At 60.6% G+C, this 13,928-nt stretch carries 10 protein-coding genes and 1 riboswitch; of the genes, 5 read left to right on the plus strand and 5 right to left on the minus strand.

The features are described from left to right. Positions 1-181 precede the first annotated feature (181 nt). Positions 182-350: riboswitch (Lysine riboswitch) on the plus strand. A 65-nt stretch (positions 351-415) separates the two neighbouring features. From dapA to dapD, 3 genes are read left to right on the plus strand one after another with little or no spacing between them, the layout of a single operon-like run. Next, entirely contained in the window at positions 416-2,725 is a 2,310-nt protein-coding gene (dapA, locus tag RX395_RS09250) for a 4-hydroxy-tetrahydrodipicolinate synthase (RefSeq protein ID WP_316367134.1), read from the plus strand. Further along, the gene (gene dapB / locus RX395_RS09255; RefSeq protein WP_316367136.1) at positions 2,718-3,458 is read left to right on the plus strand and encodes a 4-hydroxy-tetrahydrodipicolinate reductase; all 741 of its coding nucleotides are present in this window, start codon (positions 2,718-2,720) and stop codon (positions 3,456-3,458) included. Before dapA ends, dapB begins: the two co-directional genes overlap by 8 nt. Before the next feature lie 39 nt (positions 3,459-3,497). Next, a complete protein-coding gene (dapD, locus tag RX395_RS09260) occupies positions 3,498-4,217 on the plus strand; it encodes a 2,3,4,5-tetrahydropyridine-2,6-dicarboxylate N-acetyltransferase (protein WP_230317452.1) in 720 nt (239 codons plus the stop codon). 133 nt (positions 4,218-4,350) lie between these two features. Here dapD and RX395_RS09265 read toward each other — a convergent pair whose 3' ends face one another. The 5 genes from RX395_RS09265 to RX395_RS09285 form a co-directional block, all read right to left on the minus strand. Then, complete coding sequence (locus RX395_RS09265; protein WP_316367139.1) at positions 4,351-5,355, minus strand: nucleoid-associated protein; 1,005 nt, start codon at positions 5,353-5,355, stop codon at positions 4,351-4,353. Between the two features lie 110 nt (positions 5,356-5,465). Beyond that, complete coding sequence (locus RX395_RS09270) at positions 5,466-6,626, minus strand: DUF2974 domain-containing protein (RefSeq protein WP_316367141.1); 1,161 nt, start codon at positions 6,624-6,626, stop codon at positions 5,466-5,468. Between the two features lie 114 nt (positions 6,627-6,740). Continuing rightward, positions 6,741-7,691, minus strand: coding sequence for an L-lactate dehydrogenase (locus RX395_RS09275; protein WP_022094138.1), 951 nt, complete (start codon positions 7,689-7,691; stop codon positions 6,741-6,743). 201 nt (positions 7,692-7,892) lie between these two features. Further along, on the minus strand, positions 7,893-9,056 hold the full coding sequence (locus RX395_RS09280) for a pyridoxal phosphate-dependent aminotransferase (RefSeq protein ID WP_316367144.1): 1,164 nt from the start codon (positions 9,054-9,056) through the stop codon (positions 7,893-7,895). A 118-nt stretch (positions 9,057-9,174) separates the two neighbouring features. Next, complete coding sequence (locus RX395_RS09285) at positions 9,175-11,154, minus strand: NAD(+) synthase (protein ID WP_316367146.1); 1,980 nt, start codon at positions 11,152-11,154, stop codon at positions 9,175-9,177. Between the two features lie 203 nt (positions 11,155-11,357). Between RX395_RS09285 and RX395_RS09290 the strand changes: the two genes are divergently transcribed. Next, entirely contained in the window at positions 11,358-12,311 is a 954-nt protein-coding gene (locus RX395_RS09290) for a hypothetical protein (protein WP_316367148.1), read from the plus strand. Between the two features lie 140 nt (positions 12,312-12,451). Further along, positions 12,452-13,753, plus strand: a complete 1,302-nt coding sequence (locus tag RX395_RS09295; protein ID WP_316367150.1) for a hypothetical protein — start codon at positions 12,452-12,454, stop codon at positions 13,751-13,753. Positions 13,754-13,928: the final 175 nt, after the last annotated feature.

The raw sequence follows: 13,928 nt of genomic DNA on the forward strand, positions 1-13,928 counted from the left end.
AGCAACTCGTCCGGTCTCGGGCGCATCGCCCCTTGCCGGATTCAGATTCGACAAGGGGCGACCATTGTGCAATCGCAAGAAGATGACGGGGCGGAATGTCAATCCTGGTCTAACAGAGCCTTTTTTAAACGTTATATACAAATACTCTTGTTTGGTAAAGTGCAACGTGATAGGGTCTTTACCACTTGATAGAGGCGCGGGCACGAAGAACCGCGGGCGAGCCAGCAGGCTTTGACCCCGTGGGGAGGCGAAACCCGCCGAACTGGGTTTTTCGGGCACGAACAACCTGGTGGGCCTGTGGGAAACACCCACAGGACTGTCTGCAGCAATGCGGGAGCGCTATCCGGACATTGGGTCCACGCTATGCGGATTCGATGCGCAGATGGCGCCGTCTGGATAGCGAGGTTTACGGGACATGGCATTGACCCCCAACGAGGCATATGCGGCCAAGCAGCCGTTTGTGGACAAGGAGACACTCGAGCATATCGTCGAGCAGTTCCCCACGCCGTTTCATCTATACGACGAAGCAGGCATCCGCCGCAACATGCAAGAAGTGCGCGACGCCTTTGCATGGAACCCGGGCTTTAAGGAATACTTTGCCGTCAAGGCCAACCCCAACCCGGCGCTCATCTCCATTCTCAACGAATACGGCTGCGGCTGCGATTGCTCGAGCTATACCGAGCTTATGATCGCCCGCTCACTGGGTATCACGGGACACGACATCATGTTCTCGTCCAACGACACGCCAGCTGCCGACTTTGAGCTCGCCGACAAGCTGGGTGCCATCGTCAACTTTGACGACATCAGCCACATCGAGTTCTTTGAGCGCGTTGCGGGGCCCATCCCCAAGACGGTCAGCTGCCGCTTTAATCCAGGCGGTCTGTTCCAGCTCTCCAACGGCATCATGGACAACCCGGGCGACTCCAAATATGGCATGACCACCGAGCAGCTCTTTGAGGCCTTCCGCATGCTCAAGGCCAAGGGCGCCGAGAATTTTGGCATCCATGCCTTCCTTGCCAGTAACACCGTCACTAACGACTACTATCCCAAGCTCGCACGCATCCTCTTTAAACTTGCCGTGCGCCTGGAGCGCGAGACCGGCGCACATGTCGCCTTTATCAATCTGTCCGGCGGTGTGGGTATCCCCTACCTGCCCGAGCAGCAGGCTAACGACATTCACGCCATCGGTGAGGGCGTACACGCAGCCTACGACGAGATTCTGGTCCCCGCCGGCATGGGCGATGTGGCGATCTGCACCGAGATGGGTCGCTTTATGATGGGCCCCTACGGATGCCTGGTCACCAAGGCCATCCACGAGAAGCAGATCTACAAGGACTATATCGGCGTGGACGCCAGTGCCGTCGATCTGATTCGTCCTGCCATGTATGGCGCTTACCACCACATTACGGTGATGGGCCAGCCGGGTGGCGACGACAAGACCACAGCGCCCGTCACGGACACCTACGACATCACGGGCAATCTGTGCGAGAACAACGACAAGTTCGCCATCGACCGCGAGCTGCCGCATATCGACATGGGTGATGTGCTCGTGATCCACGATACCGGCGCGCATGGCTACTCCATGGGCTACAACTACAATGGACGCCTGCGCTCCGCCGAGGTCCTGTTGCGCCCCGATGGCTCGGCCGACCTCATCCGCCGCGCCGAGCGCCCGGGCGATTACTTTGCCACGCTCGACGTGCTGCCGAGCGGCCGAGAGCTGCTGGCCAAGTCGCGCGCCGAAAGTGCCCGCCGTCGCGCCCAAGACGAGCGCCTGACAGTCGCCGCCCAATGGAACAAACGCATCCAGATCGCGGACGCGAAGGAGAAGAACATGGACATCCGCAATCTCGAGGGCTCAATCGTCGCCCTCGTCACGCCGTTTAAAAAGGATGGCAGTGTCGACTTTGACGCACTCGAGCGCCTTATCGATTTCCACCTGCAAAACGGCACCGACGCCATCCTCACCCTTGGCACCACCGGCGAGAGCGCCACGATGACCGACGACGAGGACAACTCCGTCGTCGCCGCCGTGGTCAAGCATGTTGCAGGACGCGTCCCCGTCATTGCCGGCTCGGGCTCCAACTCCACGCAGACCATGCTCACCAAGTCGCTTACTTACCAGGGCTTGGGAGCCGACGGCCTGCTGCTCATTACCCCCTACTACAACAAGTCCAACGAAGAGGGTATCTATCAGCACTTTAAGACCGTCGCCGATGCCGTGGACATCCCCTGCATCCTGTACAACATCCCCGGCCGCTGCGGCTGCGGTATCAGCGAGCGCAACGTAGAGCGCCTGGCCGCGCACCCCAACATCATGGGTATTAAGGAGGCCTCGGGCAACGTCGCCTACGCGGCCAAAATCGCCCACCTGCTGTCAGACGACTTCCGCATGTACTCGGGCGAGGACGCGCTTACCGTGCCGCTCATGAGCCTGGGCGCCTCGGGCACCATCAGCGTGTGGGCAGACGTGCAGCCGCAGCTCGTGCATGACATGTGCCGCGTCTATTTGGACGGTGACGTGGCGCGTGCCCGCGATATCCAAATTGCCGGCCAGCCGCTCATCAATGCCCTCTTTAGTGAGGTCAACCCCATCCCCGTCAAAGAGGCGCTCGCCCAGATGGGTATGATCGAGGCAAACTACCGCATGCCGCTGTGCCCCATGGCAGACGACACGCGCTCTGCACTTATCGATGCTCTGAAGGGGGCTGGTCTGCTTGATTAAGACCGTCATTATGGGAACGGGCCGCATGGGCTCGCTCATCCGCACCACCGCCGAGGGCGTTGTCGACGCCGCCGGTCAACCCGTTTTTGATATCGTGGCCCAGATTGGCTTCGATTTGAGCAAGCTCGAGAACGCACCGGCTGCCGATGTGATTATCGACTTCTCGAACGTCGTGACCTTCGATGCCGTCGTCGCCTATGTCGAGCGCACGGGCGCGGCGTTGGTCTCGGGCACCACAGGCTACACCCCCGAGCAGATGGACCGTCTGCGTGAGCTGGGCCAGAACACCCGCGTTATGCACTCGGGCAATTACTCCATCGGCATCGCAGCCCTGCGTCATCTAGTGGCCCAGGCCACGCGCGAGTTGCCCGGCTTTGACTGCGAAATCGTCGAGACGCACCATAACCAAAAGGTCGACGCCCCCAGCGGTACCGCCAAGCTGCTGCTCGACGCCGTAGTCGAGGCCGAGCCCGAGACAGGCTACCACCCCGTCTACGGACGCAAGGGCATGTGCGGCGCGCGCGATCCCAAGGAGATCGGCATGCACTCACTGCGCGGTGGCACTGTCGCCGGCGTCCACGAAGTGAGTTTCTTTGGCCAGGACGAGGAGGTCACGCTCACCCACCGCGCCACGAGCCGTCAGATCTTCGTCAACGGCGCCCTGGCCGCCGCCCAGAAGCTCGTCACCCGCGAACCCGGCTTCTATACGTTCGACCAGGTCATGTTTGCCTAACCAGGTATCAACCGAATCCACCCAAAGGAGAGATAGCAAATGAGCAACGCAGCCGAGATGGATGCCCAGGAGATTATCAACTACATCGCCACCGCGCCCAAAAAGACACCTGTCAAGCTGTACGTGCGCGAGAAGCCCGGCATGAAGGTTGCCTGGGGCGACGCACATGTCTACGGCGGCCGTCGCGGCAAGACCGTCTTTGGCGACTGGGATGAGCTCAAGGCCATCCTCGATGCCAATGCCGACTCCATCGACTACTACGATGTCGAGAATGACTGCCGCAACTCTGCCGTGCCCATGCTCGACCTTAAGGGCATCAACGCCCGCATCGAGCCGGGCGCGATCATCCGTGACCGCGTCGAGATCGGCGATCGCGCCGTCATCATGATGGGCGCCATCATCAACATCGGCTCCGTCATTGGCGAAGGCTCCATGATTGATATGGGCGCCGTACTGGGCGGCCGCGCCACCGTGGGCAAGAACTGCCACATCGGCGCCGGCACCGTGCTGGCAGGCGTTGTGGAGCCCGCCAGCGCCACGCCCGTCATCATCGAGGACGATGTCATGATCGGCGCCAACGCCGTGGTCCTGGAGGGCGTGCACGTAGGCAAGGGCGCTGTCGTTGCCGCCGGCGCCGTGTGCGTCGAGGATGTCCCCGCCGGCGCCGTCGTGGCCGGTGTCCCCGCCCGCGTCATCAAGATGCGCGACGAGAAGACCAACAGCAAGACCGGACTGGAAGAGGGCTTACGTCAACTTTAATAGTTACGCGGTTTTGACAAACCGCGTTTTCGCTGACGTATGCTCAACCTGCGGGATAATTCATCCCTAAACAAAATGGCCGAAGCCCCAAGGAGCTTCGGCCTTTGCTTTCTCGCTGTAGGCGCAACGCAACTTATCGATTCTCGATGCTGCCGATATTCTTGAGCTCGATGGAGATGAGGCCGTTGGGCTCGTTGACGAACTCGATATACTCGGAGTTTGAACCCATCTCGGCCGGGAAGCTGATCTCGATACCCGTGTCGGTACGGATCTTGTGATTGCGCACGGCCGCGCGCTCGACCTGCTTGCGCTCCACGGGCACGCGCTCGGGCACCTTCTCCTCGGTCAGTGCCGCACGCACGCTCTCCTTGATAACCGGCTCGTCCTCAAAGACCTCATCGACGATATCCCAAGGCGGCAGCTCCTCGTCGTCTTCAACCTTCTCGGCAACGGCGGCTTTAACCTTGGCGAGCGCTACGGCCGTGTTGGCGCCGTGCTCTTCAGCGACCTCCTCGACCACGCGCGTCACCGTGTCGATGACCTCCTTACCCGAAACGCCCGTGTCGCATTGCAGCAGGCCGTCGGGAATGAGCATGCGGTCCTCGCCGGCGATCTTGCGTTTCTTGTCCACATAGCCGATCTCCATGGTGCTCGCGCGCACGATGGCATAGCTCGGCACCTTTTGCGAGGGGTTCGGCAGAATGGCGTAATGGCGCGCGATGTCGTTGCGCACCTCCCCTTCCTCGCGGCCCACTTCGTGCATAAAGGCCTGCTTGGAGCCCAGCAGCATCACGGCAAACCAGCGGGCATCCTCATCGTCGTCAAAATCAGCCACGAGCACGTCGGTGGACTCAGCTTTCTCGGCCTTGGTGAGTTCGGAAGAGATGAACTCCGCAATCTGCTGCGACAGGTCCACGAACTCACGCTCACCAAAGAAATAGCTCTTGAGCTCGCCGCCGAATGCGGAGTTCTCGGCAAACGTGGCACGCTTGTTATCGGCCGAAGTGCGCGCGCGACGCAGATGTGTGGTCACGAAGTTGCGGACAGTACGGCTTTCGATATCCAACTCGCGCTGGCTCATGACGTTGACGGCAGAGTCAAAGTCCAGGATATGCAGAATCGCGTGATTGATTTTCATATACGGCATTCCGTTCTAGATCGATTTCGGCACGAATCAGTATAGCGGTCGAGCCCGCCCCAGGCGCTTCGAAGATTGGTGCATCGGGGACAGGTTGCTTGCACCAATGGTTAGCGCAGGAGCTCGGACTGCCAAGCCTCGAGCTGTTCTGCCAAACTCTTGCCGGCAGCGGGCATGTCGATCTGAGGTCGTTTGGGCAGCAGTGCGCATTTAAGGATTGCTACGATGGTCTGCGAGACAAAGCGTCGTGTATCCTCGTCAAAGCCTTGCGCAGCCTGGAGCATCACGGGCAGACTCTCACGCAGATTTCCTGCGATATCCGCAAACCGTTCGGCGTCCGTAGCCTCAAACACGGAGAACAACGCATCTACAAAACGCTCGCGCTCGCTAGGCGACACTGTAAGCAGCATCTCGCGAATGGAGCCATCAACGTATCGAGCACCGGCGGACAGGCGCTCACAGTATACGAAGTCGCAACCATCAACCACCCAGCTAAAGGGATTGTGCTGCAGCAGGCTGAACTCGGTGCTCTCAACGATGGCATAGTCCTCTTGTGTCTCGAACATCATGCCGAAGATCGACGACCGAGGTAGCGTCTTGTCGATTCGACCGGAAAGATCGGCAAAGGCGTTGCCGTTCAGAAACTCCTCGACGAACCCTGGACCATCATGAGAATACGCCCGTTCGATTCGCTCACGGGCGACATCGGAGCACATCGCCGCACCGTACACCGCAAGGTTTCCACCCTTGGAATGACCTCCGCACAAAAGCGGCCCGTCGATCGCATCCGCCGCCTCGTCCACATAACGCGCCGCGGATTCCTGGGCCGGCACAGGACACCGGAACGCCATGTTAAAGTCCTCTTTCCAGCCCACAATCGTGCTGTCGGTCCCCCGGAAGGAAAGATAGCTAAACCCCGCCGGAAACCGGAACGCCATGGCTGCAAACTGCTCCGTCGCCACCACATCGCTCACGGCACGATAGCCGCAAACGTGCACGCCGCGGTATCTGGGATTTGCTGCCACGGCCTCCAACAAGGCCCTGCTTCCCTCTGGGTCCCACAAGTCGTCAATCATGTCCCGGTAGCACTCGGCACGCAGCAGTTCGCGTACGTCTAGGCCCTGCCAGTTCGTCAGCCCCGCCATATCACCCGGCAAGCGCAAATAGGACAACCACGCAAAGACCAGGCTATCCACCGCGCAGAACGGCCGCTCCTCAAAGGGATCAAACGCCGTCTGGACATAGGTCAAAAAATTAGGCGAATCCGACATGGCCCTCCCATCAACTATGGTGCATTGGAGTCAGGTTACTTTGCACCAAAAAGGCGCCCGGGCCGTGTGGACCCGGACGCCTTCATTGTAGCTTTTCGCTCTAGCGAGCTTGATTTAGCAGGAGAAGTCAACGCTGTCGATGATGTCCTTGAGGGCCTTGGCGGAGACGGTGAGCTCATGCTGCTCGTCGTCGTTCAGCGGCACGGGGACGCGGCAGACAACGCCGTCGCGGCCAACGACGGTCGGCATGGAGATGGCAAGATCGGACAGGCCATACTCGCCCACCATGAGCGAGGAGACAGGCAGAACGGTCTGCTCATCGCGCATAACGGCGGTGCAGATGCGCTTGACGGCCATGGCGACGCCATAGTAGGTGGCGTGCTTCTTCTCGATGATGGTGTAGGCGGAGTTCTTGACGTCCTCGGCGATGCGCTTCTCGGCAGCCTCATGCTCCAAGTGGCCGTGAAGCTCACAGAAGGTGTTCAGCGGAACGCCGGCAACCTGAGCGCTGGACCAAGCGACAAACTCGGAGTCGCCGTGCTCGCCCATGACATAGGCCTGGACATCGCGCGGGTCAACCTCGACGTGGGCACCAAGCATCTGCTGCAGGCGGCCGGTGTCGAGCACGGTGCCGGAGCCGATGACATGGCCCTCGGGCAGGCCAGACATCTTGATGGCAGCATAGGTCAGAACATCAACCGGGTTGGAGACGATTAGCAGAATGCCGTCGAAGCCGGACTTCTTAATCTCGGGAATAATGGACTTGAAGATGCTGACGTTCTTGTTGACCAGGTCCAGGCGGGTCTCACCGGGCTTCTGGGCAGCGCCAGCAGTGACGACGATCATGGCGGCGTCGGCGACATCGGAATAATCGCCGGCGTAGATCTTCATCGGCTCGGCAAACGTCATGCCGTGCGCGATATCCAGGGCCTCACCCTCGGCACGGTTCTTGTCCACGTCGATGAGGACCATCTCGGAGAACAGACCACTCTGCATCAGTGCGAACGCCGAAGACGAACCGACGAAACCGCAGCCGACAATAGCGACCTTCTTCTCGTTAACCATTAGAAACTCCCATCTCTCTCCACAAACAAGCCGCCCGGGAACGACCCGAGCGGCTTGTCGTAATCCCAATACATCCAATCGGGACTTTGATTATGCCCCTATTCGCAGCCAAAAATCGACCGTTTACCGAAATTGTTTGCAGTATTCGTAAAATAACTGCGCGAAATCGGTTTCGAGCTATTGACGAGTCGAAATAGGTTTCTAATACAGGCCCGCCTCGCGAATGGCCTCGACAGCCAAAGCGATCTGATCGGGCGGTAGGACCAGCGCCATGCGCACGTGTCCCTCGCCCGAAGGACCAAAACTCGCGCCCGGCGTCACCACAACGCCGGCCTTCTCCATGAGCTCCTCGCAAAACGCCATGGAATCGGTGCGACCACCGGGAAGCTTGGCCCACACAAACATAGAGCCATGCGCGTTGGGACGCCCCCAGCCCAGGCCCTCAAGACCGTCGCACAGGGCATCGCGGCGCTCCTGGTACTTCAGACGCTGCGCCTCGACCTCATCGCGCGGACCGTTCAGACAGGCGATGGCGGCCTTCTGGATCGGGAAGAACATGCCGAAGTCGATCTGGCCGCGCAGCTTGGCAAAGGCCGAGATCACATCCTCGCGACCGACCAAAAAGCCGATGCGCGCGCCGGTGACGTTAAACGACTTAGAGAGCGAGAAGAACTCCACGCCCACCTCGAGCGCACCGGGGTACTGCAGGAAGCTGCCACCCGGCTCACCGTCAAACACGATGTCGGAGTACGCGTTGTCATGAACGATCAACAAATCATGCTCGCGGGCAAAGGCGATAATCTCCTCGTAGACCTCGGGCGTGCCCACCGAGCCGACCGGGTTCGCGGGCAGCGACACGATCATATACTTGGCACGATCGGCCACCTCGGGATCGATACCCGCCACATAGGGCAGGTAATTATGCTCGGCAACCAACGGATAGTACTCGAGCTTGGCATCGGCGATCTTGGCACCCGCCTCAAAGACCGGGTAACACGGATCGGGAACCAGAATGGTGTCACCCGGATCGAGCAGGGCCAGGCCCAAATGGCCCACGCCCTCCTGCGTGCCGTTGCACGACTGCACCATAGACGGCGTAATGCCCGAAACGCCAAAGCGACGCTCATAGTAATCGCACACGGCCTGCTTGAGTTCGGGCAGGTCGCGCAGGGCATACTTCCACATCTCGGGATCTTGGGCTGCCTGCGTGAGCGCCTCGACCACATGGTCGTACGGCTTAAAATCGGGCGTGCCCACGCTCATGTTGTAAATGGTCTTGCCCTGAGCCTTCAGCGCGAGAAGCTTGTTGTTGAGCGAGGCGAAGACCTCCGCGCCAAAGCGGTCGAGACGCTGCGATGCCTGCATGGTGCCACCTTTCGATATGAAAAACGCGGCGCTCCGACAAGAGCGCCGCGCGATACGGGCCATCAGATTGCAAAAGTGTAACGCTTGCAACCCCCGTATTGGTTCAATTTAGCCAACCTTAGTCAACTGGATTGAGCGCATCGATCTGCGCAAGCCACAGACGCGAGCTAGCGTCACTCGGCATACGCCAATCGCCGCGCGGGCTGAGCGTCACCGAGCCCACCTTGGGACCATCGGGCAGGCAGCTGCGCTTAAACTGCTGGGCAAAGAAGCGACGGTAGAACGTACGTAGCCACGTGTGGACGGTCTTGGCGTCGTAGACGCCCTCGAAGCTCTTGAGCGCCATGCGGTAGATCTTGCCCGGCTCAAAGCCAAAACGCAGCAGGTAGTAGAGGAAGTAGTCGTGCAACTCGTACGGGCCCACCAAATCCTCGGTCTTCTGCGCAATCTCGCCGTCGCCCGTGGGCGGCAGAAGCTCGGGGGACACCGGCGTATCGAGGATATCGAGCAAGACCTCGGCAATGCGCCCGCTAAAGACATCGGCGGCATAGCGCACCAGATGGCGCACAAGCGTCTTGGGCACGCTCGCGTTGACGGCGTACATGCTCATGTGGTCGCCGTTATAGGTAGCCCAGCCGAGCGCCAGCTCCGACAGGTCGCCCGTGCCAATGACAAAACCGCCAGCCTGGTTGGCCAGATCCATCAGAATCTGCGTACGCTCGCGCGCCTGGCTGTTCTCGTAGGTCACGTCCTGCACAGCTGGATCATGCTCAATGTCCTTGAAGTGCTGCTCCACAGCCGCGTGGATCGAAACCTCGCGGAAGCTCACACCCAGGTCGCGAGCGAGCGACTCGGCATTCGACTTGGTGCGATGCGTCGTGCCGAAGCCGGGCATGGACACGGCTGTGATACCAGTGCGCGGCAGCCCCAGTGCATCGAAGGCACGCACGGTCACAAGCAGCGCTAGCGTGGAGTCCAAGCCGCCCGAAAGGCCGATAACCGCAGCCTTGGTACCCGTGTGGGCAAGGCGGGTCTTGAGGCCCGCAGTCTGCAGATCGAGGATCGTCTCGCAGCGCTCGGCCAAGTCGCCGTGGTCGGCCGGCACAAAGGGCGCGCGCGGGAAAACGCGGTCGATATCGCAGGCATCGCGCAGGACAGGTTCTTCGGCCAGCACGCCCTCAAACGAAAACTCAACGGTCGTGGCCTCCGGCGCATCGTCGGTGCGCGCCCACGTCGTCGAGCGACGGCGCTCGGCAACTAGGCGGTCAAGGTCAACGTCGGCGATGGCCATATCGCAGGTAAGCAGTTTGGTGGCGGCGAGCTTGGAGCCATTTTCGTAGATAAGGTTCTCGCCCGCAAAGACCATGTCGGTCGTGGACTCGCCCTCGCTCGCGTCCGCGTAGGCATAGGCGCAGTACAGGCGCGCGCTCTGGTTGGAAATGAGGCTGCGGCGGTAATCCGCCTTACCGATAATTTCGTCCGAAGCCGACGGGTTGAGAATCAGCATCGCACCGGCAAGCGCCATCTCGGTCGAAGGCGGCGCCGGCACCCACAGGTCCTCACAGACCTCAACGCCCAGCACCATATCCTCGGCACCCTCATCACAGCAACGGTAGATAAGCCCCGAGCCCAGCGGAACCGGACCCTGACCGGCAAATTCAACCCACACGGGATCCGCAGGCGCCGGAGCAAACCAGCGACGCTCATAGAACTCGCCATAGTTGGGCAGATACTTCTTGGCCGTGAGGCCCAAAAGCTCGCCCGCGCAGCACACGGCGGCGCAGTTGTAGATATTCTCGGCAACTGCAACGGGAAGACCAATGGTAAAGACAATCGGCAACTCACGAGTCTCGTCGAGGATATGCACCAGAGCAGCCTCGCAGGCATGCAGCAGCGTGCGGTTATGGAACAGGTCGGCCGCGGTATAGCCGGTCAGGTTAAGCTCGGGCAGCACCAGCGCGCGAACGCCGCGCTCGGTAGCCTCGCGAACAGCCGCCAGCGCAACCTCGGCATTGCCCTCGACATCGGCCACGCGAATCCGCGGCGAGGCCGCCGCCACACGCAAAAAGCCATCAGACTGAGAAAGGTGAAGATTCATAAGAATGCTCCCGTGCGTAGACGCCATTCACAACAATTAGCAAGTCCTATTGTAGTTCAACCGCCGGGTGTAACCGCATCCCACCAACTTGGTGAGCAATTGATGAGTTGATGGTATCTGTTAAATGTCACGTACGATTCACATCTGGTGGGTACCCTGATGGCTACACGAAACGAAGCAGATTTACACCGGGAGGACCCCGTATGACAACCAAGTACACCGACGCGCCGCGCACGCGCGTCATGACGCCGGCATCGCTCAACAACGGCGTGCACGAGAACCATTCCATCGGACAGACCATGGCCATCGCGCCCAAAAAGGGCCTGTTCGATGACATTTCCATTCCCCAGATCATCGCCGGCGCCGCAGCTGCTGCCACGAGCGTCGCGCTTGCCTCCAAGATTGGTATCGCTGGTTCAGTAATTGGCGCCGCCGTGAGCTCGGTCATCACCGTTGTGTCCTCGCAGGTCTACCGCCACTTTATCTCTGCCAGCGCCAAAGCCCTCAAAGGTACGCACGTCGACGTCGACTACCCCGCCGGCGCCTACGAGCCCGTTGAGCCCGATGTCGAGGAGCACCTAGGTGGCGCCGCGACCACGCAGGAAATGCGCCAGGTTGCGGGGCGCGCGACCACGGCGCGCGTTGCCCCCAACAGCTTGCGTGCCAAGGCGGCGGCAGAGCGCAGCCAGACGCAAAAGAAGGTCATCGTCTTCTCGATCGCCATCGCCATCGTCGCAGTCATCGCCTGCGCCGGCGCCATCCTTATCACCACTGCCGGTGAGGGTCTGGGCGAGCGTCCCGAGCCAATTCTTTCGTCGCGCACGACCGAGAGCGATGCAAATGGCAACACCCAGTCGCAAGATCAGCAGGCACAGGCGGACGGCACGCAAGACAGTTCTACCTCTGCCGATTCGTCCTCGAACACCCAAAACCAATCACAGGGCACCGATTCCTCTACGGCCAACAGTGGCACGCCGTCCGACACGACCGACTCAAGCCAAACGACTGACGGTTCACAGCCGAACACGGGAGGCCAGACGAGCGACACTACGTCGGGAACGGGTGCAGCAGACAGCAGCAACACCAACGGCTCGAGCGGAACCGCGTCCGGCACGGCATCTGACAACTCGAGCCAAGGCACGGCATCGGGCAACTAAGCACATTTGTCTCTCATAGATAACCGACCTGTACAACGGGCGCGAATCGAAAGCGGTTCGCGCCCGTTTGCCTTGGGCGCCGCCATGGCGAACGCCATGCGATGGTAAGATGCTTTACATGTGTAAAGAGGAGATTTGCCATGAGCAAGACAATAGTTAGGCCCACGCTTTCGCTGGGCAACCACATCTATCTGTATCGCCTGCTGCGCGACGCGATTGGGTGCGGCAAGCAAACGTTTATGACACAGGTCGAGGAGGCGCTCGCCGCAGGCGACATGACCGCTTATGACCTGGGCTTTGAGTCCACGCGCGAGTTGCTCGAGGAACTCGACGACTGCATTAAACTGACTGTCTTTAAGGGCGGCCGCCTGTACGCCACCGTCATCGCCAACGAGGCTTGGGATGCCGCTCTTGCCAAGGGCGAGGACAAGCCCAAGGCAGCCAAGGGCGCCAAGCAGTCCTACAAAAAGAAAAAGCGCGGTGAGAAGGACCTCAAGGCCGTGCGCCCCAAACACGTTAAGCGTCCCAAGCCCGAAGCCATGGTTGAAGCCGTGCCGGAATCCGAGCCCGAGACAGAGATCGAAGTCGCTATTGAGGTAACGGCAGAAGCCGAAACCGAAATCGCCGCCATGACCGATCCCAAAGTCATATCCAAGCAGGAAGCCACTGTGGAGCTCAACGAGGCTCCCAAGTCGACAACCGAAGAAGCTGCTGACCAAACCGAGACGCCTGCGTTCCAAAACAGCGATGTCTTTGGCAACGAGGCCGAAGACGATCAGTCCGACGAGCCCGCAGATCAAGACGCTACCGAGTCGGCGCCGGAGCCCGAGACGCCGCAGCCCGCCATCTCGCTCACGGTCGTCTATGACCCCGAGAACGCCAACGCCGGCATCACCACCATGGCATCCACGCCCATCGAGGTAAAGTCGAGCGTCGAGAATCAGAGCGCTCCGCAAGTCGAGCTCGACACCGCGACCGCAGACGCACCCGCCATCGTCGAGCCCGCAGATTCCGCGGCGATGCCGAAAGCGGACACCGAATCAGTACTCGGCACCGAACCCGCGCCCGTCATCGAGGTGACGCCCGTCAATGAGCAGGCCTCCGCACCGGCGATGGCACCGGCCCCCGCACCCGCAGCGCCCGCCATCCCCGAGGACTTCCCCATCGATTTCGCAACCGAGGTCTTCTGCCCCGGCCCGTTGCTACACCAGCTGTCGACCTATCTCCCCTACGGCGCCGACACGCTCGGCATCATCGGCGAGTACTACTGGATCGCCCGCGAGCGCGGCACCATCGAGGCCGCGCGAAACCGCGCAAGCTTCCCCCTGCACTATACGCAGGCCGGCGAGCGCCGCGAGGTTACCGTGCGCATCCGCCGCAACACCACCGGCGGCCTCGGCGCCACCTGGGCCATCGACAAAGTCGAAGAGCCCGAGCAGTAACGACAAGCGGCTCAAATCCAAATCAGGATTTGAGCCGCTTTTATTAGCATTCTAACAGTTTAGATAACGGGTGATGCCGCACCTATCCCAAGCTGCGGTAAGTCGCGTCGGCCATCAGGATATGGCGCACCACCCTTGCAGTCGGGTCCCACCTGTCGCGCGCCTGGTTGACCCT

It is taken from the genome of Collinsella aerofaciens (assembly GCF_032584215.1).
Lineage (GTDB): Bacteria > Actinomycetota > Coriobacteriia > Coriobacteriales > Coriobacteriaceae > Collinsella.

Bases quoted from the DNA above. Each gene is read 5' to 3' on its own strand.
- dapA (WP_316367134.1), top strand. From the start codon at position 416: ATGGCATTGACCCCCAACGAGGCATATGCGGCCAAGCAGCCGTTTGTG.
- dapD (WP_230317452.1), top strand. From the start codon at position 3,498: ATGAGCAACGCAGCCGAGATGGATGCCCAGGAGATTATCAACTACATC.
- RX395_RS09265 (WP_316367139.1), bottom strand. From the start codon at position 5,355: ATGAAAATCAATCACGCGATTCTGCATATCCTGGACTTTGACTCTGCC.
- RX395_RS09270 (WP_316367141.1), bottom strand. From the start codon at position 6,626: ATGTCGGATTCGCCTAATTTTTTGACCTATGTCCAGACGGCGTTTGAT.
- RX395_RS09275 (WP_022094138.1), bottom strand. From the start codon at position 7,691: ATGGTTAACGAGAAGAAGGTCGCTATTGTCGGCTGCGGTTTCGTCGGT.
- RX395_RS09280 (WP_316367144.1), bottom strand. From the start codon at position 9,056: ATGCAGGCATCGCAGCGTCTCGACCGCTTTGGCGCGGAGGTCTTCGCC.
- RX395_RS09285 (WP_316367146.1), bottom strand. From the start codon at position 11,154: ATGAATCTTCACCTTTCTCAGTCTGATGGCTTTTTGCGTGTGGCGGCG.
- RX395_RS09290 (WP_316367148.1), top strand. From the start codon at position 11,358: ATGACAACCAAGTACACCGACGCGCCGCGCACGCGCGTCATGACGCCG.
- RX395_RS09295 (WP_316367150.1), top strand. From the start codon at position 12,452: ATGAGCAAGACAATAGTTAGGCCCACGCTTTCGCTGGGCAACCACATC.